The 25,048-nt window shown below is 67.8% G+C and carries 20 protein-coding genes; 9 read left to right on the forward strand and 11 right to left on the reverse strand.

Going from position 1 to position 25,048, the window contains the following annotated elements:
• The first annotated feature begins 74 nt into the window (after positions 1–74).
• From dapE to cls, 3 genes are all read left to right on the forward strand, one after another.
• On the forward strand, positions 75–1,223 hold the full coding sequence (gene dapE / locus OVY01_RS03510) for a succinyl-diaminopimelate desuccinylase (protein WP_267845681.1): 1,149 nt from the start codon (positions 75–77) through the stop codon (positions 1,221–1,223).
• A 175-nt stretch (positions 1,224–1,398) separates the two neighbouring features.
• Positions 1,399–2,292 (forward strand): 50S ribosomal protein L3 N(5)-glutamine methyltransferase, encoded by an 894-nt coding sequence (prmB, locus tag OVY01_RS03515; RefSeq protein ID WP_267845683.1) that lies wholly within the window; start codon positions 1,399–1,401, stop codon positions 2,290–2,292.
• Positions 2,293–2,380: 88 nt separating this feature from the next.
• Complete coding sequence (cls, locus tag OVY01_RS03520; RefSeq protein ID WP_267845684.1) at positions 2,381–3,814, forward strand: cardiolipin synthase; 1,434 nt, start codon at positions 2,381–2,383, stop codon at positions 3,812–3,814.
• 88 nt (positions 3,815–3,902) lie between these two features.
• Here cls and OVY01_RS03525 read toward each other — a convergent pair whose 3' ends face one another.
• Entirely contained in the window at positions 3,903–4,394 is a 492-nt protein-coding gene (locus tag OVY01_RS03525) for a glutathione peroxidase (RefSeq protein WP_267845686.1), read from the reverse strand.
• A 197-nt stretch (positions 4,395–4,591) separates the two neighbouring features.
• Here OVY01_RS03525 and OVY01_RS03530 point away from each other — a divergent pair, with 197 nt between their 5' ends.
• Positions 4,592–6,670: an ATP-binding cassette domain-containing protein gene (locus tag OVY01_RS03530; RefSeq protein ID WP_267845688.1), complete on the forward strand. Its 2,079-nt coding sequence runs from the start codon at positions 4,592–4,594 to the stop codon at positions 6,668–6,670.
• Between the two features lie 89 nt (positions 6,671–6,759).
• Complete coding sequence (locus tag OVY01_RS03535; RefSeq protein WP_267845689.1) at positions 6,760–8,361, forward strand: peptide chain release factor 3; 1,602 nt, start codon at positions 6,760–6,762, stop codon at positions 8,359–8,361.
• 51 nt (positions 8,362–8,412) lie between these two features.
• Here OVY01_RS03535 and radA read toward each other — a convergent pair whose 3' ends face one another.
• Positions 8,413–9,828 carry a DNA repair protein RadA gene (gene radA, locus OVY01_RS03540; RefSeq protein ID WP_267845690.1) on the reverse strand — a complete coding sequence of 472 codons (1,416 nt, stop codon included), beginning with the start codon at positions 9,826–9,828 and terminating at the stop codon, positions 8,413–8,415.
• A 369-nt stretch (positions 9,829–10,197) separates the two neighbouring features.
• Here radA and lplT point away from each other — a divergent pair, with 369 nt between their 5' ends.
• Positions 10,198–11,505: a lysophospholipid transporter LplT gene (gene lplT / locus OVY01_RS03545; protein ID WP_267845691.1), complete on the forward strand. Its 1,308-nt coding sequence runs from the start codon at positions 10,198–10,200 to the stop codon at positions 11,503–11,505.
• Between the two features lie 35 nt (positions 11,506–11,540).
• Complete coding sequence (gene thiD / locus OVY01_RS03550; RefSeq protein ID WP_267845692.1) at positions 11,541–12,347, forward strand: bifunctional hydroxymethylpyrimidine kinase/phosphomethylpyrimidine kinase; 807 nt, start codon at positions 11,541–11,543, stop codon at positions 12,345–12,347.
• Here thiD and OVY01_RS03555 read toward each other — a convergent pair.
• The 4 genes from OVY01_RS03555 to tsaB all read right to left on the reverse strand — a co-directional run bounded on the left by OVY01_RS03555 (position 12,335) and on the right by tsaB (position 16,128).
• Positions 12,335–13,642, reverse strand: coding sequence for a DUF1853 family protein (locus tag OVY01_RS03555; protein ID WP_267845693.1), 1,308 nt, complete (start codon positions 13,640–13,642; stop codon positions 12,335–12,337). The genes thiD and OVY01_RS03555 overlap by 13 nt on opposite strands.
• Positions 13,639–14,649, reverse strand: a complete 1,011-nt coding sequence (locus OVY01_RS03560; RefSeq protein WP_267845695.1) for a uracil-DNA glycosylase — start codon at positions 14,647–14,649, stop codon at positions 13,639–13,641. Before OVY01_RS03560 ends, OVY01_RS03555 begins: the two co-directional genes overlap by 4 nt.
• The gene (gene rimI / locus OVY01_RS03565) at positions 14,636–15,121 is read right to left on the reverse strand and encodes a ribosomal protein S18-alanine N-acetyltransferase (protein ID WP_267847652.1); all 486 of its coding nucleotides are present in this window, start codon (positions 15,119–15,121) and stop codon (positions 14,636–14,638) included. The genes OVY01_RS03560 and rimI overlap by 14 nt, the downstream gene beginning before the upstream one ends.
• Positions 15,122–15,240: 119 nt before the next feature.
• Complete coding sequence (gene tsaB, locus OVY01_RS03570; RefSeq protein ID WP_267845696.1) at positions 15,241–16,128, reverse strand: tRNA (adenosine(37)-N6)-threonylcarbamoyltransferase complex dimerization subunit type 1 TsaB; 888 nt, start codon at positions 16,126–16,128, stop codon at positions 15,241–15,243.
• A gap of 498 nt (positions 16,129–16,626) precedes the next feature.
• Here tsaB and OVY01_RS03575 point away from each other — a divergent pair, with 498 nt between their 5' ends.
• Positions 16,627–18,135 carry a DEAD/DEAH box helicase gene (locus tag OVY01_RS03575; protein WP_267845698.1) on the forward strand — a complete coding sequence of 503 codons (1,509 nt, stop codon included), beginning with the start codon at positions 16,627–16,629 and terminating at the stop codon, positions 18,133–18,135.
• A gap of 140 nt (positions 18,136–18,275) precedes the next feature.
• On the opposite strand, the gene OVY01_RS03580 is transcribed toward OVY01_RS03575, so the two are convergent.
• Entirely contained in the window at positions 18,276–18,746 is a 471-nt protein-coding gene (locus tag OVY01_RS03580) for a gamma-glutamylcyclotransferase family protein (RefSeq protein WP_267845699.1), read from the reverse strand.
• Between the two features lie 200 nt (positions 18,747–18,946).
• Here OVY01_RS03580 and OVY01_RS03585 point away from each other — a divergent pair, with 200 nt between their 5' ends.
• Positions 18,947–20,059 carry an aldose epimerase family protein gene (locus OVY01_RS03585; RefSeq protein WP_267845701.1) on the forward strand — a complete coding sequence of 371 codons (1,113 nt, stop codon included), beginning with the start codon at positions 18,947–18,949 and terminating at the stop codon, positions 20,057–20,059.
• Between the two features lie 32 nt (positions 20,060–20,091).
• Here OVY01_RS03585 and clpB read toward each other — a convergent pair whose 3' ends face one another.
• The 4 genes from clpB to OVY01_RS03605 all read right to left on the reverse strand — a co-directional run bounded on the left by clpB (position 20,092) and on the right by OVY01_RS03605 (position 25,001).
• Entirely contained in the window at positions 20,092–22,698 is a 2,607-nt protein-coding gene (clpB, locus tag OVY01_RS03590; protein ID WP_267845703.1) for an ATP-dependent chaperone ClpB, read from the reverse strand.
• Between the two features lie 95 nt (positions 22,699–22,793).
• Positions 22,794–23,309, reverse strand: a complete 516-nt coding sequence (gene moaE / locus OVY01_RS03595) for a molybdopterin synthase catalytic subunit MoaE (protein WP_267845705.1) — start codon at positions 23,307–23,309, stop codon at positions 22,794–22,796.
• Between the two features lie 37 nt (positions 23,310–23,346).
• Positions 23,347–23,604 carry a molybdopterin converting factor subunit 1 gene (moaD, locus tag OVY01_RS03600; protein WP_267845707.1) on the reverse strand — a complete coding sequence of 86 codons (258 nt, stop codon included), beginning with the start codon at positions 23,602–23,604 and terminating at the stop codon, positions 23,347–23,349.
• A gap of 8 nt (positions 23,605–23,612) precedes the next feature.
• Positions 23,613–25,001, reverse strand: a complete 1,389-nt coding sequence (locus tag OVY01_RS03605) for a molybdopterin molybdotransferase MoeA (RefSeq protein ID WP_267847653.1) — start codon at positions 24,999–25,001, stop codon at positions 23,613–23,615.
• Positions 25,002–25,048 lie beyond the last annotated feature (47 nt).

The raw sequence follows: 25,048 nt of genomic DNA on the forward strand, positions 1-25,048 counted from the left end.
GCCTCCCGGGATGCGGCAGCGCGATGACCGCCGCTTCCCCATCGTCGATTGCCGTCAACCCCGCAGACCACCCGATGAGCGCTACCCTGTCCCTGGCCGAAGACCTGATCCGCCGGCCCTCCATCACCCCGGCGGACGGCGATTGCCAGGCGCGTCTGCGCGAGCGGCTCGGCGCGGTCGGCTTCGAATGCGAAACGCTGGTGTTCGGCGACGTGGTCAATCTCTGGGCGGTGCGCCGGGGCGCGCAGGGCCGCGAGGGCAAGCTGCTGGTCTTCGCCGGGCATACCGACGTCGTACCCACCGGTCCGCTGCCCGAATGGACCTCCGCGCCCTTCGCGCCGACGCGCCGCGACGGCAAGCTGTTCGGCCGCGGCGCGGCGGACATGAAAACCTCGATCGCCGGCTTCGTCGTCGCGATCGAGGAATTCGTCGCCGCCCATCCGCGGCACGCGGGCAGCGTCGCGCTGTTGATCACCAGCGACGAGGAAGGCCCGTCGGTGAACGGCACGGTGAAGGTGGTCGAAGCGCTGCGCGCACGCGGCGAGCGGCTCGACTACTGCATCGTCGGCGAGCCGACCTCGGTCGACACGCTCGGCGACACGATCAAGAACGGCCGGCGCGGCAGTCTGTCCGGGCGTCTGCGCGTGCGCGGCGTGCAGGGGCATATCGCCTATCCGCATCTGGCGCGCAATCCGGTCCATATGGCCGCGCCGGCGCTGGCCGCTCTCGTGGACACCGTCTGGGACGCGGGCAACGCCTACTTCCCGCCCACCAGCTGGCAGATATCGAACTACCATGCGGGTACCGGCGCGAGCAATGTGATCGCCGGCGAGGCGGTGATCGACTTCAACTTCCGCTTCTCGACCGAGAACACCGCCGACACGCTGAAGGCCCGGGTCGCCGACATCCTCGCGCGGCACGGGCTGGACGCCGGCGACTACACGATCGACTGGCATCTCAGTGGCCAGCCTTTCCTCACGCCACAGGGCGACCTGTCGGACGCGATCGGGGCCGCCATTCATGCCGAGACCGGCGTGCGGGCCGCCCTGTCGACGACCGGCGGCACCTCCGACGGCCGCTTCATCGCGACGCTATGCGAGCAGGTGGTCGAATTCGGCCCGGTCAACGCCAGCATCCACAAGATCGACGAACACGTGGCGCTGGACGCGATCGAGCCGCTGAAGAATATCTACCGCCGCACGCTGGAGACGCTCGTCGCATGAGTGCCGCCTGCCGCCGGACGCACGCCCGCGCCCCTGCGTGCCCGCACGCCGGCACGCGCCGGTCATCCGGCCGCGTTTTCCCCGGCCATCCCCGTTTGCCATTCCCGCTTCCATTCCCATTCCCGATCCCGCCGCGCGGGGTCGTTTCTCCCACTTCGCTTTCCAGGCGCGCCCGATGACGACGCAATACCCTTTCTCGACCCTGCGCGATCTGCTGCGCTACGCCGTCACCCGTTTCGGCCAGGCCAAACTCGCGTTCGGCCACGGCAACGCCAATGCCTACGATGAGGCCGCCTATCTGCTGCTGCATACGTTGAGCCTGCCGCTGGACATGCTCGACCCCTTCCTCGACGCAACCCTCACCGACACGGAAATCGCCAAGGTGCTCGACGTGATCGAGAAGCGCGCGACCGATCGCATCCCCGCTGCCTATCTGACGCAGGAAGCCTGGCTGCACGGCTATCGTTTCTACGTCGACGAACGCACGATCGTGCCGCGTTCGCTGATCGGCGAATTGCTGATCGAGCACCTGTCGCCGTGGATCAGCCAGCCGCATGGCGTCGACGCGGTGCTGGAACTGTGCACGGGTTCGGCATGCCTGTCGGTGCTCGCCGCGGATGCCTTTCCCGCCGCGACGATCGATGCCGTGGATCTGAGCGCCGACGCGCTCGCGGTGGCGCGCCGCAACGTCGACGACTATGCGCTCGCCGAGCGCATCACGCTGTTCCAGGGCGATCTGTACGCACCGCTGCCGGCCGGCCGGCGCTACAACCTGATCTTCGCCAATCCGCCCTACGTCAACACCGACTCCATGTCCCGCCTGCCCGACGAATACCGGCGCGAACCCACGCTCGCGCTGGCCGGCGGCGACGACGGCATGGACGTGGTGCGCCGCATCGTCGAGGAAGCCCGCAACTGGCTGACCGACGACGGCGTGCTGGTGGTCGAGATCGGCAACGAGCGCCGCTACGCGGAAGCGGCCTTCGGCGGGCTCGATCCAGTCTGGCTCTCGACCAGCGCCGGCGACGACGCGGTCTTCCTGCTGCACGCGGGCGACCTCCCCGACTGAGCGCGGCGGGCGCCGACGGGATGCCCGTGGGCACCGCGACGCACGCGCCAGCCGGCATGCCCATGCCATCCACCCAAGCGGAGAGCCGATGCATTTCAGCATGATCGACCTGGGCACCCTGGTGCTGCTGATCCATCTCAGCGGCGTCGTGGCGGCGGTGCACGCCGTCGTCTATACGCGCACCTCGCAAGGCGCGATCGCCTGGGCCGTGGCGCTGGTGACGATGCCCTATCTGACGCTCGTGCCCTATCTGTTTCTCGGGCAAAGCCACTTCGCGGGCTATATCGACGCGCGCCGCAGCGGCAACCGTCAGTTGCGCGCGCTGGCCGACCTGCCCGACGGCCCCGCGGACCCGGACGCCACGGGCCGCGCGACGGCCGCGCTCGGCGACGGCGCGACCCACGCCTTCGATCGCCTGAGCGGCATGCCGCTGCTGGCGGGCAACCGCGTGAGCACGCTGATCAATGGTACCCAGACCTTCGACGCCATCCTCGCAGCCATCGAGGGCGCCAAGCACTACGTGCTGGTGCAGTTTTTCGTGGTGCGCGACGACCGCATCGGCCAGCGCCTCAAACGCGCGCTGCTCGGCTGCGCGGCGCGCGGCGTGCGAACCTATCTGCTGTACGACGGCATCGGGTCGCACGACCTGTCGCGCCGCTATATCCGCGAACTGCGCGCCGGGGGCGTCGTGGCGCACAAGTTCGCCACGCGCCGTTTCGTCAACCGCTTCCAGTTGAACTTTCGCAACCACCGCAAGCTCGTGGTCATCGACGGCGAGCGCGCCTTCGTCGGCGGGCATAACGTGGGCGACGAGTATCTGGGCGAGAAGCCGCCGCTGTCGCCGTGGCGCGACACGCATATCGATATCGCCGGGCCGGTGGTGTCGAGCATCCAGTTCGTGTTCGTCGAGGACTGGTTCTGGGCGACGCAGCGCGTGCCCGACCTGATCCGGTGCAACACCGTCCACGACGCGAACATGTGCTGCCAGGCGATCATCACGGGTCCCGCGGACGAATTCGAGACCTGTTCGTTGTTCTTCGTCAACGCGATCAATTCCGCCCAGCAACGGATCTGGCTCACCAGCCCCTATTTCGTCCCCGACGAAGCGGTCTTCACCGCGCTGAAGCTCGCGGTGATGCGCGGCGTGGACGTACGCATCCTGATCCCGGCGCGGCGCGACCACCTGGTGGTGTTCTCCGCGTCCACCGTCCATGCCAGCGAAGCGGTGCGCGCCGGCGTGCGGATGTTCCGCTACCAGCCGGGGTTTCTGCACCAGAAGGTCGTGCTGATCGACGATATCGCCGCGGCCGTGGGCAGTCCGAATCTGGACAACCGCTCGTTTCGCCTGAATTTCGAACTGACGGTGCTGACGATCGATCGCGGTTTCGCGGCCGAGGTGGAGACGATGCTGCTGGCGGATTTCGCCGAATCGCTTCCGGTCGGACTCGACGAATTCCGCCGGGCACCGGCACTGAAGCGGGCGGCGATGCGCGTCGCCTGCCTGTTTTCGCCGATACTCTGACCTTCGCGGGGCGGTCGATGCGCCTGACCGGCACGTCCGACGATGCGCCCGATGCAACCGGGCGCCAGGGCGGGCCCGGGGGGGCACATTACGCCGCCAGCAGCTTTTCGATATCGCTGGCGATCGCCTCGGGCTTGGTGATCGGCGCATAGCGCTCCACCACCCTGCCATGGCGGTCGATCAGGAACTTCGTGAAGTTCCATTTGATGCCTTCCGTTCCCAGCATGCCCGGGCGCATGCCGGTCAGCCAGCGAAACAACGGATGCGCATGCTCGCCATTGACCTCGATCTTCTCGAACAGCGGAAAGCTGAGTCCGAAATTCTGCGTGCAGAACGCGCCGATCGTCTCGCTGTCGCCCGGCTCCTGACGCCCGAACTGGTTGCACGGGAAACCCAGCACCTCGAAGCCGCTGTCGGCGAACCGGGTGTGCAGCTGCTGCAGGCCCGTGTACTGGGAGGTGAAACCGCAATGGCTTGCGGTGTTCACGACCAGCAGCACCTTGTCGGCATAGCGCGACAATGCCACGGACTCGCCGTTTAGCGCCGTGGCGCGGAAATCGTAGATAGTTTTGTCCACCATGGCCTCTAGAGGAGTTATGCGCTTTTCTCGACGGCGGCTGACGAGCGCCTAGTTTATTGCACTCCGCGCAGACGTGCTTTGCGCTTCCGCACGCCGTGCCCAGGGCGACGCTGGCGGGCGAGCCGGACCGAACATCCGTGCGGGAATCCCCGGGGCGGCTAGAATAGCGGTTTTGCCCTCTCGCCTGGCTGCCCTCCGTGATCCGTTTCAATCAGTTTAGCCTCGCCCGCGGCGTCAAGCCGCTTTTCGAGAACACCACCTTCACGCTCAACCCGGGCGAGAAAGCCGGTCTGATCGGCGCCAACGGCGCCGGCAAATCGACGCTGTTCGGCGTGCTGCTGGGCCGCCTGCAGGCCGATGGCGGCGACGTCTCCTTCCCGCCGACCTGGCAGGTCGCCCACGTATCGCAGGAAACGCCGGCGATCGAACGCAGCGCGCTCGACTACACGCTCGACGGCGATGCCGAGCTGCGCGCGATCGAGGCCCGCATCGACGCGGCGTCCGCGTCGGGCGACGGCAACGAAGAGGCCGAGGCGCACGCCGCGCTCGCCGATGTCGACGGCTACACCGCGCGTTCGCGCGCCGAGACGCTGCTCGCGGGGCTCGGCTTCTCGCAGGTGGAGATCGGCCGCAGCGTCATGAGCTTCTCGGGCGGATGGCGCATGCGCCTGAACCTTGCGCAGGCGCTGATGTGCCGCTCGGACCTGCTGCTGCTCGACGAACCCACCAATCACCTCGACCTCGACGCGATCGTCTGGCTCGAGGACTGGCTGCGGCGCTACCCCGGCACGATGCTGGTGATTTCGCACGACCGCGAATTCCTCGACGCGGTCACCGGCACGACGCTGCATCTGGAAAACCGCCAGATCAAGCGTTATGGCGGCAACTACAGCCAGTTCGAGATCCTGCGCGCGCAGCAGATCGCGCTGCAGCAGAGCGCCTTCCAGAAACAGCAGAAGACGATCGAACACCTGCAAAGCTTCGTCGACCGCTTCAAGGCGAAGGCGTCGAAGGCCCGGCAGGCGCAAAGCCGCGTCAAGGCGCTGGAGCGCATCGAACTCATCGCGCCGGTCTACGCGTCTTCGCCCTTCACCTTCTCGTTCCGCGAGCCGGACGCGGCGCCCAACCCGATGCTGGTGGTCGACGACGTCGATTGCGGCTACCAGGGCCAGGGCGGCGTGGGCGACACGAAAGGCACGACGACCATCCTCTCGCACGTCAAGCTGTCGATCCAGAACGGCCAGCGCATCGGCCTGCTGGGCGCGAACGGCCAGGGCAAGTCGACCCTGATCAAAACGCTGTTCGGCGAACTCGCGACGCTCGCCGGCGACGTCACGCGCGGCAAGGGGCTGGAAATCGGCTACTTCGCGCAACACCAGCTGGAGACGCTGCGTTCGGACGACAGTCCGCTGCAGCATCTGTCGCGCATCGCCGGCGGCGCGCGCGAGCAGGAACTGCGCAACTTCCTGGGCAGTTTCAACTTCAACGGCGACATGGCCACGTCGTCGATCGAGCGCTTTTCGGGAGGCGAAAAGGCCCGTCTGGCGCTCGCGCTGATCATCTGGCGCAAGCCGAACCTGCTGCTGCTCGACGAACCGACCAATCACCTCGATCTGGAAACGCGTCATGCGCTGACCACCGCGCTCGCGCAGTTCGACGGCACGCTGATCCTGGTGTCGCACGACCGTCACCTGTTGCGCGCCACCACCGATGCCTTCCTGCTGGTGGGCCATGGCGAGGTGAAGCCGTTCGACGGCGACCTCGACGACTACAAGGACTGGCTGCTCGATTCGGCGCGGATTCGCGCGATGGCGGAATCCCGCGCGGCGAGCGCGGCCGCCACCGCCGCTTATGTGGCAAGTCAGGCGGCGTCCGCCGAGCAGGCGCGGGCGACGCAGGCCCAGGCCGCCGCGGCGACCGCGGCCCAGGCGGCTGCGCAGGCAGCGGCCGACAAGCCCCGCGCGGTGCCCGAGGAAAGCGACCCGGCGAAGCGCCGCGAGCAGCGTCGCCTCGACGCCGCGGCCCGCCAGCAGTCGGCCTCGCAACGCAAACCGCTGCAGATGCGCATCCAGACGCTCGAAAAGGACCTGGAGACGCTGAACGCGCAGAAAGCGACGCTCGATGCGCTGATCGCCGACCCCGCGAGCTACGATGCGGCGCGCAAGAGCGCCCTGACCGACGCGCTGCGCAAGCAGGGCGAACTCACGGGCAGGATCGCCGATGTCGAAAACGCGTGGCTGCAGGCGCTCGAGGAACTGGAGCAGATGGACGCGTAGGCCCATCGGACACAACCGTGCGTCATGGCGGCTTGCAACCGGCAAGCCGGCGACGCGCGACGACCCTCATTTCTAGCACGGATAAGAACATGTCACTCTCCGAAGTGAACCGACGCCGCACGTTCGCGGTCATCTCGCACCCGGACGCCGGCAAGACCACGCTGACCGAGAAGCTGCTGCTGTTCTCGGGCGCGATCCACATCGCCGGCGCCGTCAAGGGGCGCAAGAGCAAGCGCTTCGCCACCTCCGACTGGATGGAGATCGAAAAGCAGCGCGGCATCTCGGTCGCCAGTTCGGTGATGCAGTTCGAATACGGCGATGCCGTCGTCAACCTGCTCGACACCCCGGGCCACCAGGACTTCTCCGAGGACACGTACCGGGTGCTGACCGCCGTCGATGCGGCGGTCATGGTCATCGACGGCGCGAACGGCGTGGAGGCACAAACGCTCAAACTGCTCGAGGTCTGCCGCCGCCAGCGCACGCCGATCATCACCTTCATCAACAAGCTCGACCGCGACGTACGACCACCGCTCGAACTGTTGAGCGAGGTCGAGGATCACCTGGGTGTGGCCGCCATCCCGTTTTCCTGGCCGATCGGCACCGGCAAGGATTTTCGCGGCGTCTACGACCTGCAACGCTCGCAGATCCGCGCGTTTCGCGCCGGCGAGGCGGTGCGGCCCGACGATTCGGTGACGCTGCAGGGTCTGGACGACCCGCGCGCGGTCGAGCAGTTCGGCGAGACCTGGCTGCGCGCGAAGGACGAGATCGAACTGGTCGCGGGCGCCACGCCCACGCTGGACCGCGAACTCTTTCTGGCCGGCAAGCAGTCGCCGGTGCTGTTCGGCTCGGCGATCAACAACTTCGGCATTCGCGAGATCCTCGACGCGCTCGTCGACCTGGCGCCCCCGCCCAAGGTGCGCGAGGCGGTGCAGCGCCCGGTCGACCCGGCCGAGGCGCGTTTCACCGGCATGGTCTTCAAGGTCCAGGCAAACATGGATCAGCAGCACCGCGACCGGGTCGCCTTCGTGCGCGTATGCTCGGGCAAGTTCGACCGCGGCATGGCGTTGACCGTCACGCGCACCGGCAAGAAGATCAAGACCAGCAACGTCGTGAGCTTTCTGTCGCAACGGCGCGAAATCACCGAAGAAGCCTATCCGGGCGACATCATCGGCATCCCGAACCACGGCACGCTGTGCCTGGGCGACACGCTGACCGAAGGCGAGATGCTGGAATTCTCGGGTCTGCCCTTCTTCTCGCCGGAAATTTTCCAGACGGTGGAGGCGCTCGACCCGATGCGCGCGAAGCAGTTGAGCGAAGCGCTGCGGCATCTGAGCGAGGAAGGCGCGATCCAGGTATTCCGGCCCATGCGTGGCGGCCCGACGCTGCTGGGCGCCGTTGGCGCGCTGCAGTTCGAAGTCGTCTCACACCGGCTGGCGGGCGAGTATCGGGTGGAAGTGCGCTTCTCGCCGTCGCGCTACCGGCTCTCGCGCTGGGTATCCTCGACGGACGCCACGGCGATGAAACGCTTCATCGAGTTCAATGCCGGGCGGATGGCCTACGACGCGGCCGAGCAGATGACCCTCCTCGCCGCGCATCCCTCGGAAATCGCGGCATTGAAGGAAACCTACCCGGCGATCGTCTTCAGCGAAATGCGCGAACTGTCGGGCGCGGTGCTGGGCAGCACGCACTGACGCGGCCCGGCACGGGCGTCCTGTCGGCATCCGGTCCGCAACGTCTTCGCCTCACTCCAGATCCCGCACCTTGTCGATCGCCTGCTCGATGCGCTCCACGGCGATCACCTTGATTCCGTCGATGGGCTGCTTGGGCGCGTTCGCCTTGGGCACGATCGCATGGGTGAAACCCAGCTTCGCCGCCTCCTTCAAGCGGTCCTGACCGCGCGGCGACGGCCGGATCTCGCCCGCCAGCCCCACCTCGCCGAATGTCACCAGCCCCTTGAGCAGCGCCTTGTTGCGCATCGACGAATGGATGGCCATCAGCACCGCGAGGTCGACCGCCGGCTCGGTGATCTTGACGCCGCCCACGGCGTTGAGAAACACGTCCTGATCGAAACAGGCGATGCCCGCATGGCGATTGAGCACCGCGAGCAGCATCGCCAGCCGGTTCTGATCGAGTCCCACGGTGAGACGGCGCGGGTTCGGCACATGCGAGGTATCGACCAGCGCCTGCACCTCCACCAGCAGCGGGCGCGTGCCCTCCTGCGTCACCAGCACGCATGACCCCGGCACCGTCTGCTCATGCTGCGACAGAAACAGCGCGGAGGGATTCGACACGCCGCGCAGACCCCGTTCGGTCATCGCGAACACGCCGAGTTCGTTGACCGCCCCGAAGCGATTCTTGAACGCGCGAATCAGGCGATACGAGGAATGGGTGTCGCCCTCGAAGTACAGCACCGTGTCGACGATATGCTCCAGCACGCGCGGCCCGGCAAGCGCGCCTTCCTTCGTCACGTGCCCGACCAGGATGATCGTCACCCCGGTCTGCTTCGCCAGGCGCGTCAACTGCGCCGCGCATTCGCGTACCTGCGCGACCGAGCCCGGCGCCGACGTCAACGCTTCCGAATACACGGTCTGGATCGAATCGATCACCGCCACCGACGGCCGCTCGGTCTCGATGGCCGCCTGGATCTTCTCCAGCTGAATCTCGGCGTAGAGGCGCAGATCCTGGCCTTGCGGCCCGGCGCCGGCTCCCGGCTGGCGGGCGCCGCCCTCCGTGCGGTGTTCCATCAGCCCCAGCCGCTCGGCGCGCAGCGCGATCTGCGCGTCCGACTCCTCGCCGCTCACGTACAGCACCCGCCGGGTCTGCGCGAGGCTCGCGAGCGCCTGGAGCAGCAGCGTCGATTTGCCGATGCCGGGGTCGCCGCCGATCAGCACCACGCCACCCGAGACCAGACCGCCGCCCAGCACCCGGTCGAATTCGCCGATGCCCGTGGAAAAGCGCGGCACGTCGGCCGATTCGATCTCGTGCAGCGAACGCACCGGCGAGGCCCTGGCGAGCGACTGAAACCGGTTCGGCGCGGCCGCGTCGGCCACGGTTTCCACCATCGTGTTCCAGGCATTGCAGCCCGGACATTGCCCGCTCCATTTGGGCGACTGCTGTCCGCACGCTGTGCAGGTAAAGACGGTTTTGGACTTTGCCACCTTGACTCCATGATTTCGGACTGGACGGCACCGCGCGAAGCGGTGCCAGCCAATCAAGTTGTGCCGGGCATGTCAGAATAGAATGATAGCGGCTTCGGAGGTCGCTTCACGAATGCCGGGATGCCGGAGCGCCATGAAGCTTTCCCCGGAGGGGATCCGCGTTTTCCATATGCGGGCCTGGTGCCCGAAACTCAACATTTTCGTGTTATAAAGCCGGGCGCATGATCGATTTTGGCGATGCCCGACCATGCCGCTCGCGTCGTGCTGCAAAAGTCCGGACGGACGCTCGATGCAGACATAACGCGAACGCAACGCGGCGCCTCGACGGCGGCGCGGCGCCCATGACCGGAAAGGACAGCAAGCTATCCGATGAAGAAAGGGTTTTACACGATCATGGCCGCGCAGTTTTTTTCGTCGCTGGCCGACAGCGCCTTGCTGATCGCGGCAATCGCATTGCTGAACAATCATCACGCACCGGGATGGATGACACCGCTGCTGAAGCTCTTTTTCGTGTTGTCCTACGTCGTCCTGGCAGCCTTCGTTGGCGCCTTCGCGGATTCCCGGCCCAAGGGCTGGGTGATGTTCGTGACGAATACGATCAAGGTCCTCGGTTGCCTGGTGATGCTTTTCGGCGCCCACCCGCTGCTGGCCTACGGCATCGTCGGCTTCGGCGCGGCGGCCTATTCGCCGGCCAAGTACGGCATTCTCACCGAACTGCTGCCGCCGGAGAAACTGGTGGCCGCCAACGGCTGGATCGAAGGCACGACCGTCTCCTCGATCATTCTCGGCACCGTGCTGGGCGGTACGCTGATCAGCCCGGTCGTCGCTCGCCACATTATCCATCTGGGCGTCCCGGGCGTGCATTCGAACGCCAGCGCCGCGATTCTGGTCATCACGTTCGTCTACATCCTGGCAGCGGCCTTCAATCTGCGCATCCCCGACACCGGAGCGCGCTACCGCAAGCAGGAGAGCGACCCGCTCAAGCTGATCAGCGATTTCGCCGACTGCTTCGTCACGCTGTGGCACGACAAGCTGGGGCAGATCTCGCTCGCGGTCACCACGCTGTTCTGGGGCGCCGGCGCCACCCTGCAGTTCATCGTGCTGAAATGGGCCGAAGTGGCGCTGGGGATGACGCTGTCGCAGGGCGCGGTGCTGCAGGCCATCTTCGCGGTGGGCGTGGCCGTGGGCGCGATGGCCGCCGCCGCGCGCGTGCCGCTGCGGCGCTCGCTCACGGTGTTGCCGGTAGGCGTGGCGATGGGCGCGGGCGTGACGATGATGGCGTTCTTCACGCGCGATCTGTTCCCGCAGGACTGGGCCTGGCATCTGGGCCGGCACGCGCTGCCTGCCTATCTGGTGCTGGCCTATGTCTTCCTGCTCGCGGTGGGTTCGATGGCGGGCTTCTTCGTCGTGCCGATGAACGCGCTGCTGCAGCATCGCGGCTACGTGCTGTTGTCGGCCGGCCATTCGATCGCCGTGCAGAATTTCAACGAAAACCTGTCCGTGCTCGTGATGCTGTGCCTGTACGCGGTGCTGATCTGGCTGAACACGCCGATCTGGATCGTGATCGTGCTGTTCGGCATGTTCGTCAGCCTCATGATGCTGCTGGTCATGCAGCGGCACCGTTTCAATCAACGCCGCTTCGACTCGGTCGCCCTGATCGGCGAAGACCGGCACTGAGATTGCGGCGGGAGGGTACCGCCGGGGAGATGCGCATGTCCCAGACTCCGCCCAACGTCCTGACGATCGCCGGCTCCGATTCCAGCGGCGGGGCCGGCATCCAGGCCGACCTGAAGACCTTTTCCGCGCTCGGTGCCTATGGCGCGAGCGTCGTCACGGCGCTGACCGCGCAAAACACCCTGGGCGTGCGCGCCATCCATGTGCCGCCGGCCGATTTCGTCGCGGCCCAGCTCGACGCGGTTTTCACCGATCTGCGCATCGACGCGGTGAAAATCGGCATGCTGGCCAATGCCGACATCGTCCAGTGCGTCGCCGCGGCCCTGCGCCGTCATCGCCCCGCCACCGTCATCCTCGACACCGTCATGCTGTCCAAGAACGGCCAGGCGCTGCTGGCCGCGGACGCCGTGCACGCGCTGCGCGACGCGCTTCTGCCGCTGGCCACGCTGATCACGCCGAACCTCCCCGAAGCCGCCGTGCTGCTTGGCGAAGCCGAGGTACACGACGAGGAATCGATGGTGCGCCAGGCGCGGGCCCTGCGCGCGCTGGGCGCCCATGCGGTATTGCTCAAAGGCGGACATCTGGGCGGCAGTCACAGCCCCGACTGGCTCGTCGACGCCAGCGGCAGCGCCAGGCTGGGAGCGGCGCGCGTGGCCACCCGCGCCACGCACGGCACCGGCTGCACGCTGTCGGCGGCCATCGCGGCACTGCGGCCCCAGCGGCCCGACCTGCCAAGCGCCGTCAACGAGGCCAAGGCCTACCTGACGCAGGCGCTGCTGCGCGCGGAGCGCCTGCAGGTCGGCCAGGGCATCGGCCCGGTGCACCATTTCCATCACTGGTGGTGACGCTGCCCCGTACGACGGAAACGTCGCGCGCGTGTCGGCCAGTCATTGGGCACGATGAAGCCGCGGGATAGCTCGCCGATCGCATCGTGCGCATCCCGAACGGCAGCGCCGCCGTAGACGGAACCGTCGGCATCGCGCACCGTACCCGCATCGACCGCGGGGTCCGGCGCCATGCCGGGGGGGAGCGCCACCACCGGGACCGGCCAGGCGACCGTCCGCTGCGCGTCGTCCCCCGGGGCACCGGACGCGAATCGTGTCGCCAGCTGGCGCGCGAAGGCGGAGGCCGACCAGGCTCGCGCGGGGTCGATACGCTGCGGCGCAAGCCCGTCCAGGCGTGCGAGCGTGGTCCAGCGGCACGCGGAACCCGCGCTTGCCGCACACCACTCGTCGTAGGTCGCCCACCAGCCCCGCAGGTGATCCGGTGCAAGCGCGGGCGCGCTGTCGCTCATGGCAGGGCGCACGTCATGCAGCTTGTCATCCGCGATGCCACCGGCCCCGTCGGCGGATGTGTTCCGCCACTGCGCGAGCGGGTGGAAAAGCCGCCCTTTCACGAACATCCGCGCCTGCCACGCGCCCCCGCCCAACGCGACCAGTTCGGCGCGCTGACTCAAGGGCAACTGGTGCTCGACCAGATGGCGCAACTTCCAGTCGAGGCGATCCGCCAGACCGACGCCCACATAGGCGTCGCACCCCGCGAAGCGGCCGAGGGCAGCATCGTCCGTCGCGGCGCCGACCGATTCGACCGGCGCGATGGGTTCGTCGCGCGTGCCGCGAAGCGGGTCGATGCGCAGATAGAACTTGACCGCCATCTCCCAGTGCTCCAGCCGCCCAGGGGCAGTACGAAACAAGGCATCGCATTCGCCCAGCGTCCGCTTCGCCTCCCGCACCGCCAGGTTCAGCGCGACCACGCTCACGTCCGGCATCTGCCGCAGCCACACCGCGAGCAGACGTTCGGCGTATCGCCCGAGGCGGCGCTCCGGCGCGGCCGCGAGCGCATCGAACAAGGGCGTCGGGTCCGCATCGAGCCGTGCCAGCACCGCGTGCAGCCGCGCCGGCGCGTCCGGGCCGAAAGAACCGGTATCGAAGGGCGTGGCGAGTTGTTCGCCGAATGCCCCCCGCGACAGCAATGCCGGGGAGCGCATCAGCCAGCACAGGTCGCGCACCACCGGCACCGTGAAATCGTCGCATCGGGCGGCATCGTACGGCGCCGCGGTCTCGCCGGAACCGGCCGCCGCGCCGCCGGGAGCCGGGTCCGGCGGCGCGAAGCGATCGTCGGCGTGCGCGAGCGGCGTCACGCCCCGCCCTGCGGCGGCGTGCGCGGGGAGGACGTCGCCAGACGCGCGCGCAGCGTGTCGCGCGCGAGGCACAGGTCCTGCCATGCCTTTGCCTTGTCGGTCATCGCGCGCAGCAGATAGGCCGGGTGATAGGTCGCGATGACCGGCACGCCCTCGTGACGATGCACCGTACCGCGCAACGCACCGATTTTCGCCTGGCTTTGCACCAGCGACTGCGCGGCGAAACGGCCGAGCGCGAGCAGCACCTGGGGTTGCACCAGGGCGATCTGGCGGCGCAGATAAGGCGCGCATGCGGCAATTTCGTCGGGAAGCGGATCGCGATTGCCCGGTGGCCGGCACTTCACCACGTTCGTGATGAACACGCCCGAGGCACGGTTCAGATCCAGTGCGCGAAGCATATTGTCGAGCAGCTTGCCGGCCTGACCGACAAACGGTTCGCCCACCTGATCCTCCGTCGCGCCGGGCCCTTCGCCGATCATCATCCAGTCGGCACCCAGGTCGCCCACGCCGAACACCGCATGGGTACGGGTCTCGCACAGCCGGCAGCGGGTGCAATGCGCGACGCGTTGCCGCAGGGCATCGATATCGAGGGACGCAATGTCGTCCACGCCGCCGGCTTCCGGCATCGATACGCTGTCGGAGGTCGGCGCCGTCGGGGCGGCCATTGGTGCGGCCATTGGTGCGGCCATTGGTGCGGCCATTGGTGCGGCCATTGGTGCGGCCATTGGTGCGGCCATTGGTGCCGCCGTCGGGGTGGCCGTTGGAGCAACTGTCGGAGCGGCAGTCGGGGCCGCGCGATCCGGCAGGGCAACGCCGGTCACCTGCCCGCGCGGCGCGGCGGGCGGGGCCGCCAGCATGGCGGTCGGTGCGTCGTCCGGCATGGCGCCCGGCGCATCGTGCGGCATGCCGGCCGGGTGGACGGCCGCGGCCGGCGGCGCCACGGTCTCGCGACGCTGCCAGATCGCGGACAGGCCGAGGATTTCGAGCAGCGGATCAACGGGATGCATCGACGTCGCTCCGTTTGAGTCTGGCCCGCATGACGATCGCGTCCTCGCGAACGCGGTTGCGGGCGGGGTAATAGTTCTTCCTGCGCCCGATCTCGGTAAAGCCGGAACGTTCGTACAGCCGGATCGCATGCGTGTTCGACGGCCGCACTTCCAGCAGGAGCGTCGGGATATGCAGGGTAAGCGTGATGCGCCGGATCTCGGCGAGCAGACGCTGTCCCAGGCCCCGGCCCTGGGAAGCGGGCGCGACGCACAGATTCAGGATATGCAGGTCGTCGATGGCCGGCATCAGGATCGCATACGCCTGCAGTACGTCGGCGGCCGGGCCCGACGTCGGATCCCGCGGCTGCGGCGCCACCGCCACCACGCCCAGATAGCCCGCGTTCAGCGAGTCGACGAAGTTCTGCTGGGTCCAGGGAAATTCATACGCGCGTGTTTCGATCGCCACGACTTGCGGAATGTCGTCGACGCGCATCGCCCGGAACAGGGGCGCGGCCGGGGGAATCGGCGGCGGGACCGGCTGGGCGTTCACGGCAGAAACCTCATCGGCATTCTCGGCAGGCATCGTTCGGCATACGTTCGGTAGCGGCGGTTTCAGGCATCGGTGGACGGACGGGCGGCGGCGGCGCCGCCCGCGTCGCCCTGGACGCCACGTTCGGCGTCGCGCCGGGCGCGTTCGATCTCGCGTTCCCGGGTCGTCAACGCCACCTTGTCGCGCACATAGTCCGGCAGCGCCGCCGCCGGGGCCATCCCGCGCCCCGCGTGCCAGGCACGCCAGCCAATGGCGGCGAGCGCAGCGGCCCCCGAGCGGACCTGTGCAGCGGTGCGCGCGGCGCCCGCCGCCGCGGCCAGCCGCACGCCGAACACGTCCAGCGCGTTGCCCACCACGGCATACGGCGATGCCGTATCGGTCCATGGCGCAACCGCCGCCTCGGGCGGACCCACGCGGTTGGGCGCCAGCGCGTGCCAGTCGCCCTGCGCGTCGGACTCGAATGCCGCGCTATAGCATTCCGACATCCGCGCGTCGATGGCGACGAAGACGCGTTCGATCGCGCCCTCGCCCGTGCCCAGGACGCCCGCATGGCGCGCCGCCTCGGCGCAGGCCATCAGCGTGTTCACCGGCAGGACGCGCAGATCTGCGCCGAAGGCGAGCCCCTGCGCGACGCCCGTAGCCGTGCGCAAACCCGTAAACGACCCCGGCCCCGCCCCGAACGCCAGCGCACCGCATTCGCGCAGCGTCAGGCCGGCGGCGTCCAGCACCGTGTCGACGGCGGGCAGCAGCCAACTGCTGGACACCGCGCCGGTTTGCCGTTCGGCGACGAAACGGCGTATGCCGAGATGCGCGTCGTCGATGGTGCAGACGCCCGGCACGGCGACCACCGCGGCGTCCGGACCGGGCGGCAGCGCATGATGAGAAACACACACTGCGACCGAACAGCATTCGGACGAGGTATCGATAGCGAGAAGGGCGAGACGTTCCATGCGCGTATTGTAACCGTGCGCACCCACCCCGCGCGCCACTTGCGAGCCACGCGTGCGTCGACGGACACGTACCCCTGCCGCGCCACCCGCGTGTGTGCCGGTGCGCCGGACGACGAACGCGCGCGGGCCGTTCGTCTCTTTTATACCTGACGAAGATGCCTATGGCGTTGACAATGAAAACGCGCTATAATCTGATCTCGCTTGCGGCTCCGGGCTTTTGCCACCACAAGCGGATTTGCGTTATGCCCCAATCCAGTTTAGAAACTGTCCCCACTGCTCCCTGTCCCGCTTCCGGACACGGTTCACGATAAAGCAGGCCGGCGCTTCATGCGCGTGACCCTGTTTGATGTCCGATAGGTTCTAACGACGGCCAGCGGTCCCCCATCGGGGTTCCATCCGGCTGGCCACGCCCCGTTTTTCGTTTTGCTCCTTGCATTCGACGACTTGGCGACGCCGATTGGCGCCGACGCCTCATTTACACTCGAGGACTTCGAATACATGACTTTTAGCCAATCGAATCAGAACGACGACGCGATCATTGCCCCCATCGCCACGACCGAAAGCGCCCCCGAAGTAACGGCTGCTCCGGCAAGCGGTGAAGCATTCGCGGCGCTCGGTCTTGCGCCGGAGATTGTCTCTGCACTGATCGCCACCGGTTACACGGTGCCGACGGCCGTGCAGGAACAAGCGATCCCCGCTGCCATCTCCGGCCGCGATTTGCTCGTGTCCAGCCCGACCGGCTCCGGCAAGACCGCAGCGTTCATGCTGCCGGCCATCCAGCGCTTCTCGGAAGCCGCACTGGCCGCCGCGGCCGCACCGCGCGCCCCGCGCGCGGAAGGCGAGGCCCGCCGTCGCCCGGTTCAGCAAGCCGCCCGTCCGGGCCTGCTGGTCCTGACGCCCACGCGCGAACTCGCCATGCAGGTCACCGTCGCATCGGAAACCTACGGCAAGCATCTGCGCCGTCTGCGCACCGTCAGCATCCTGGGCGGCGTGCCGTATCGCCAACAGCTCGCGCTGCTGGCCAAGCAGCCGGAGATCCTGGTGGCAACGCCGGGCCGTCTGCTGGACCATCTGGAACGCGGCCGTATCGACCTGTCGCAGCTGCAGATGCTGGTGCTGGACGAAGCCGACCGCATGCTGGACATGGGTTTCATCGACGACATCGAGACGATCGTCGCCGCCACGCCGCCGAGCCGCCAGACGCTGCTGTTCTCGGCCACGATCGACGGCAAGATCAGCTCGCTGACCAAGCGCCTGCTGAAAGACCCGATCCGCATCGAGATCGCCCAGCGTCCGGAACAGAAGGCGAACATCGCCCAGTCGTTCCACTGGGTGGACGATCGTGCGCACAAGGACCGTCTGTTGTCGCACCTGCTGGCCGACACGTCGCTCGACCAGGCGATCGTGTTCACCGCGACCAAGAGCGACGCCGACCTGCTGGCGAACCGTCTGACGGACGCGGGCTTCTCGTCGGCCGCGCTGCACGGCGACCTGCCGCAGGGCGCGCGCAACCGTACGCTGAACGCGCTGCGCGAGCGCAAGGTGCGCGTGCTGGTGGCCACCGACGTCGCCGCACGCGGCATCGACGTCCCGGGCATCACGCACGTGTTCAACTACGACCTGCCGAAGTTCGCGGAAGATTACGTGCACCGCATCGGCCGTACCGGCCGCGCGGGCCGCACCGGCACCGCGATCAGCCTCGTGCATCACGCCGAAGCGCAGGCCGTGAAGCGGATCGAGCGTTTCACGCACCAACCGCTGCCGGTCTCGGTGATCGCCGGTTTCGAGCCGCGTCGCACGCCGTCGATGTCGACCGCGCCGCGTGGCCGTGCCCGTCCGTCGGGTGCGCCGGGTGCCGGTCGCAAGCCGTCGTTCGGCGGTGGCGCAGGTCGCCCGAGCGGTAACGGTGGCGACTGGAGCCGTGGCAGCAGCTCGGGTCCGCGCAGCGGTAGCGGCGGCGGCTACGCCGGCCGTCGCGATACCGACGGTTCGCGCGGTCGCGGCTAAGTCGGCGACCTGCCGCCCGCCATCACGGTGCCGGGCGGCGTCATCGTCAGACAGGACCGGCGCGCGGCGGCACGGCGCACCGGTCGATACAGAAAACGGCACTCCACGGAGGGCCGTTTTTTTTTACGCGGCGGCCATGCTCAGATACCGCCCGCGCCGTCACGCGCCCGGCGATACGCGATCCAGTCACCCTGCGGAATCAGCGGTCGATCCCGCGTCGCCGCCGGGTCGACCGGGTAAAAATAACACGTCAGACGCGTGCCACCCGCCTCCACCACACATTGCGCGCGGTAGAAGATATCGCGGCCGTCGGCACGGATCCCCTCGATCGCGTCGAGCACCGGCAGCAACGCCGACGTGATCCGAAACACGTCGCCGACGACCCGTGCGTTCCCGATCGCGTCGGCGTGCGCGTCCGCTCCCGACAGCAAACCCGGATAGGCGCCGAAATCGAACAGACGGCCGTGGGTTGCGGCCGCACCGATGCGCACCGGCGGCGCCAGCGCATGACGCTCGGCGGCGCGGGCGATATCGTTGATCTCGCCTTCGCGCAACGTACCGTAGACGAAAACATACATAGCGGATGACGCAGGCGAATCGGACGGGGACATGAAAGGGCAACCTTGAGCGGCGTGTCGAAGGGAAACATTCTTCGCCGCAGACGCGGCAATGAACAATAATGCGATTGCGCGCGCCTGGCAATTTCCGGGGCGACCGCGCGAGGGTCCGGCTCTTGCGTATCTGTACCCGGAAGGACGGTCCGCGCAGCACCCGGTTCGCGAACCACCGCCCGCTTCGGAGGAATACCTGGATGCATGCCCACATCACCGTACGCTGCGACCCGTGGGGGCAATTGCCCACTGGCGAGGCGGTCGAACGCTATACGCTGACAGCGCCGAACGGCGTCGAGGTTGCGATCAGCACCCTGGGCGCGACCCTGCTGCACTGGCTCGCGCCGGATCGCGAAGGTCGACTCGCCAATATCCTGCTCGGTTTCGAAACGCCTGCCGACTATCTCGCGAGCGACACGCACATGGGCGGGCTGATCGGCCGCTGGGGCAACCGCATCGCGGATGCGCGTTTCACCCTCGACACACGGGTGTATGAACTGGAGGCGAACGACGGCGTCAACTCCCTGCACGGCGGCGTACGCGGCTTCGACCGGGCCGTATGGCGGGCCGAACGTCTCGACGATGGCGTGCGCATGCACCACGTGTCACCGGATGGCGATGCCGGTTTTCCGGGGCGTCTGACGGTTCGGGTGGACTTTCGTCTCGACGTCACGGGTGCGCTGCGTCTCGACTATCACGCGCAATGCGATGCGCCCACACCGATCAATCTCACCAGTCATCCGTATTTCAACCTGGCCGCCACCGGCACGGCGCTTGACCACGTCGTCAGGATCGCGGCCGACCGCATCCTGGCGACCGATGCCACCGGCATCCCCGTCGCGCTGCGCGACGTCATGGACACCGCCTTCGATTTCCGTCGCGGCGCGAACGTGCGGGCGCAGCTGGAGATCAACGATGCGGCCACGCGCGCGATCCACGGCATCGATCACTGCTTCGTGCTGGGCGCGGCCACCGACCGGTACGTGCCGCTGCGCGAGGTGGCGAGCGCTTTCGAGCCGGTCAGCGGCCGCGAACTGACCGTCTCGACGACGGAGCGCGGCCTGCAGTTCTATACCGCCAGCAACCTGGAAGGCGTGGACGGCAAGGGGGGATTACGGCACCGCGCGTTCGATGCGATCTGCTTCGAAGCGCAGGCCTGGCCGAATCAGATCAATGGCATGCCCGATGGTGCCGGAGTGGATACCCGAGGGGGCAGCGCAGCGAGCGATTCGTCGCGGGCCGCCGAGGCGGTGACCCTGCGCCCCGGCGACACGTACCGCCAGACGACGGTCTACCGGACGAGCGTCCGGTAAAACCGCCGGCCGGCGGCGATCGCGCCCGACGCCTAGTGGACGACGCGGTCGAAGCTGAACGCGTCGTCGGCGAAGTCCACCGGGATGACATCCTTGGCCTGGAATTTCCCCGACAGGATCAGCTTCGCGACCGGGTTCTCGATCTCCTGCTGGATCGCGCGCCGCAGGGGCCGTGCGCCGAACAGGGGGTCGTAACCTACCTTGGCGACCTGTGCGAGCGCCGCGTCGGATACGTCCAGCTGCATGTCCAGCTTCGCCACGCGCTCGGTAAGAACGCGCAACTGGATCTTCGCGATCGCCTCGATATTGCTGCGATCCAGTCCGTGGAACACCACGACCTCGTCGATCCGGTTCAGGAACTCGGGCCGGAAATGCAGCTTCACCTCGTCCCAGACTGCCGCGCGGATTTCGTCCTGCGGCGAACCCACCATCGCCTGGATCAACTGCGACCCCAGGTTCGACGTCATCACGATCACCGTGTTCTTGAAATCCACCGTACGGCCCTGGCCATCGGTCATGCGGCCGTCGTCGAGCACCTGCAGCAGCACGTTGAACACGTCCGGGTGCGCCTTCTCGACTTCGTCGAGCAGGATCACGCTATACGGCTTGCGCCGCACCAGTTCCGTCAGATACCCGCCTTCCTCGTAGCCGACATAGCCCGGCGGCGCGCCGATCAGCCGCGCAACGCTGTGCTTCTCCATGAACTCGCTCATGTCGATGCGGATCAGATGCTCTTCCGAATCGAACAGGAAACCCGCCAGCGCCTTGCACAGTTCGGTCTTGCCCACGCCCGTCGGCCCGAGGAACAGGAAGGAACCGTACGGCCGGTCCGGATCGGACAGACCCGCGCGCGAACGCCGGATCGCATCGGCGACCGCATCGATCGCTTCTTCCTGGCCGACCACCCGCTGGTGCAGCTTCTGCTCGATGTGCAGCAGCTTTTCGCGCTCCCCCTGCATCATCCGCGACACCGGGATGCCAGTCGCGCGCGAGACCACGTCGGCGATCTCCTCCGCACCCACCTGGGTACGCAACAGGCGCGGGCGCGCCGACGCCGCGGCGCCCGCCGTACCGCTGGCCTCGGCCTGCGTGACCTCCTTCAGCCGCGCCTCGAGTTGCGGCACCGTGCCGTACTGCAGTTCGGCGACCTTGTCCAGACGCCCCTCGCGCTGCAGGCGCACGATCTCCGCGCGGGCATGCTCGATCTCTTCCTTGAGGTGCGCGCTGCCCTCCACCGCCGCCTTCTCCGCGGTCCAGATTTCCTCCAGGTCCGCATACTCGCGACCCAGCCGCTCGATCTCCGCCTCGATCAGACCGAGACGCTTCTGCGACGCCTCGTCCTTTTCCTTGCGCACCGCCTCGCGCTCGATCTTCAACTGGATCAGGCGCCGGTCGAGCCGGTCCATCTCCTCGGGCTTGGAGTCGATTTCCATCTTGATGCGCGAGGCGGCTTCGTCGATCAGATCGATCGCCTTGTCGGGCAGGAAGCGGTCGGTGATGTAGCGCTGACTCATTTCCGCGGCGGCGACGATCGCCGGGTCGGTGATCTCGACGCCGTGGTGCAGTTCGTACTTTTCCTTCAGCCCGCGCAGGATCGCGATCGTCGCTTCGACCGACGGCTCCTCGACCTGCACCTTCTGGAAACGCCGTTCGAGCGCCGCGTCCTTCTCGATGTACTTGCGGTATTCGTCGAGCGTCGTCGCGCCGATGCAGTGCAGTTCGCCGCGCGCGAGCGCCGGCTTGAGCATATTGCCCGCGTCCATCGCGCCCTCGGCCTTGCCCGCGCCGACCATCGTGTGGATCTCGTCGATGAAGACGATCGTGCTGCCCTCGTCCTTCGCGACGTCGTTGAGCACCGCCTTCAGGCGTTCCTCGAATTCGCCGCGATATTTCGCCCCGGCCAGCAGCAAGGCCATGTCCAGCACCAGCACGCGCTTGTTCTTCAGCGACTCCGGCACCTCGCCGTTGACGATGCGCTGCGCCAGCCCCTCGACGATCGCCGTCTTGCCCACGCCCGGTTCGCCGATCAGCACCGGGTTGTTCTTCGTGCGCCGCTGCAGGATCTGGATCGAGCGGCGGATTTCGTCGTCGCGCCCGATCACCGGGTCGAGCTTGCCGGCGCGCGCGCGCTCCGTGAGATCCGTCGTGTATTTCTTCAGCGACTCGCGCTGGCTCTCGCCGTCGGCGCTGTTGATCGGCTCGCCGCCGCGCACCGCCGTCACCGCCGCCTCGAGCGCGCTGCGCGTGAGCCCGTGCTCGCGCAGCACGCGCCCGGCGCCGCCCTTGTCGTCGGCCACGGCCAGCAGGAACATCTCGGTGGAGATGAAGGCGTCGCCGCGCTTTTGCGCCTCGCGGTCCGCCTGGTTGAACAGGCCCGTCAGCTCGCGGCTGACCTGGACGTTGCCGTCGGTACCCTCGACCTTCGGCAAGCGGTCGAGCGCCGCGTTCAGGCCGGTGGAGAGCGCCTGGATCGCCACGCCGGCGCGCGCGAGCAGCGAGCGTACCGCCGCGTCGTTCTGCGCGAGCAGCGCGACGAGCACGTGGAGGGGGTCGATATACTGGTTGTCACGTCCGACCGCCAGGCTTTGCGCGTCGGACAGCGCTTCCTGGAATTTCGTGGTCAGCTTGTCGATTCTCATCTTGAAAACCTCCGCAGGATTCTGGTATTCATCAATACACACCAGATGCGGCCGATCGGTAAAAATTTCAAGATGCCGCAGCGGCCTGCCAGCGGTTATTTTTCGACCGTGCGGGGGCCGATCGGCGCGGCGCTCACCGCCGCGTCGGCGGACGGCCCCGCCTCACCCCAGCGCGCGCGCGCCTGCGCGTCGCTCACGCGCGCGTCGACCCACCGGCGCGTTTCGCCCACGCCTTCCTTTTTCCAGAATGGCGCTTCGGTCTTCAGATAATCCATGATGAATTCGCACGCGGCGAACGCATCGCCGCGGTGCGCGGACGCCGCCGCGACCATCACGATCTGGTCGGTGGGCGCGAGCGGACCGACGCGGTGAATCACCGTCACGCCCGCGAGCGCCCAGCGCGCCCGCGCGCGTTCGACGATCTGCTCGAGGGCGCGCTCGGTCATGCCGGGATAGTGTTCGAGTTCGAGTGAATCGACTGCGGCGCCATCGTTGAGATCGCGCACCGCGCCGACGAAACCGACCACGGCTCCCACGCGCGGCTGGCCGATCCGCAACGCCGCGATTTCCGCGCCGAAATCGAAATCCGCTTCCTGCACCCTGATGGTCATCTGCCTCTCCTGTCCGCTCGGCGGACGGAACCCCCGGTCAACCGCCGGTCACCGGCGGAAAGAACGCCACCTCGCACCCTTCGGTGAGGCGCGTCGAGGCGTCGGTCATTTCGTGATTGCACGCCATGCGCAACGCGCGCCCTTCGGCCAGCGTCTCGGCCCAGACGCCGCCGCGCAGGCGCAGCCAGGCGCGCACGTCGCCGACCGTCGTGATCTGCGCCGGCAGTTCGACCCGCTCCTGGGACAGTCCGAGCGCTTCACGCACGCCGGCGAAAAACCGTAATTCGATATGCATGACGCCCTCTAGTACAGCAATTCGGAAAACGGCAGGAAGCGAACCGTATCGCCCGGGGCGATTGCCTGCCCTGGCGGATTGTCGACCAGTCCGTCGCCCCATACCGTGGACGTCAGTACCGCCGAACTCTGGCTGGGAAAAAGGTCGAGCCCGCCCTGGTCGTTCAGACGCGCACGCAGGAATTCGTTGCGCCGGTCGCCGCGCACCGTGAAATCGGCACGCACCCGCAGGCTGCGCGGCGCGACCGCGCGCACGCCTTGTACTCGCAGCAGAAAGGGCCGCACGAACAGCAGGAACGTCACGAAGGTCGACACCGGATTGCCGGGCAAGCCGATGAAGTAGGCTTCCCCGGCAATCGTTGCGTTGGTTGCGTCGTGGCTCGTTGCGTCGTGGCTGTTAGTTGCGTTATTCACGTCGGCCGCGAAGCGCCGCAGCGCACCGAAGGCCAGCGGCTTGCCGGGTTTCATCGCGATCTTCCACAGGGCGAGGCGCCCTTCCGCCTCGACCGCCGGCTTGACGTGATCCTCTTCGCCCACCGAGACGCCGCCGCTGGTCAACACCAGGTCGTGCCCGGCGGCGGCCTCGCGCAGGACGGCGCGCGTGGCCTCCAGTTGGTCGGCGACGATGCCGTAGTCGGTCACCACGCAGCCCAGGTTGTCGAGCAGACCGCCCAGCGTGTAACGGTTCGAGTTGTAGATCGCCCCCGGCACCAGCGTCTCGCCCGGGCGCCGCAGTTCGTCGCCGGTGAACACCAGCGCGACCCGCAACCGGCGCACCACGCGCACCTGCGCGACGCCGACCGAGGCGGCGAGACCCAGCGCCTGCGCCGTCAGCCGCGTGCCCGCGTCCAGGATCACCGCGCCGGCACGAATGTCCGCGCCGCGCCGGTTGATCCACTGCCCGGGAGCGCGCGCCGCGTCGGCGGCAAAGCGCACGGTGCCGCCATCGGTCCGCGCGTCTTCCTGGATCACGATGGTGTCGGCGCCGGCAGGCACCGGGGCGCCGGTGAAAATGCGCGCGACGCTGCCGGGCGCCAGTGCCGCCGGCGCGGTGCCCGCGGGAATGCGCTGCGAGACAGGCAAGGGAGCGCCGAACGACGATGCACCGGGCGGGGATGCCCCAAGGGGGAACGCCCCGGGCGGGGATGCCCCAGGTGAAGATGCCCCAGGTGAGGATGCCCCGGGCGGAAGTCCTGGAACCACGTCCGGCGCCAGGTCCGCCAGCCGTACCGCATAGCCGTCCATCGCGCTGACATCGGCCGGAGGCACGTCCAGCGTCGCAACGATCGGCGAAGCGAGCACGCGGCCGTTGGCCTGCTCGAGCGCGATCGTCTCCGTGTCCGCCAGCATGCGCGCGGCGTCGAGCAGCGCATCGAGCGCCTGCGCGGTGGTCAACATCGGCGCGTCGACGCGCGCCCCCGGTCCCGCTTGGTTCATCGATCGAT

Source organism: Robbsia betulipollinis (genome assembly GCF_026624755.1).
In the GTDB taxonomy this organism is placed as follows: domain Bacteria; phylum Pseudomonadota; class Gammaproteobacteria; order Burkholderiales; family Burkholderiaceae; genus Robbsia; species Robbsia betulipollinis.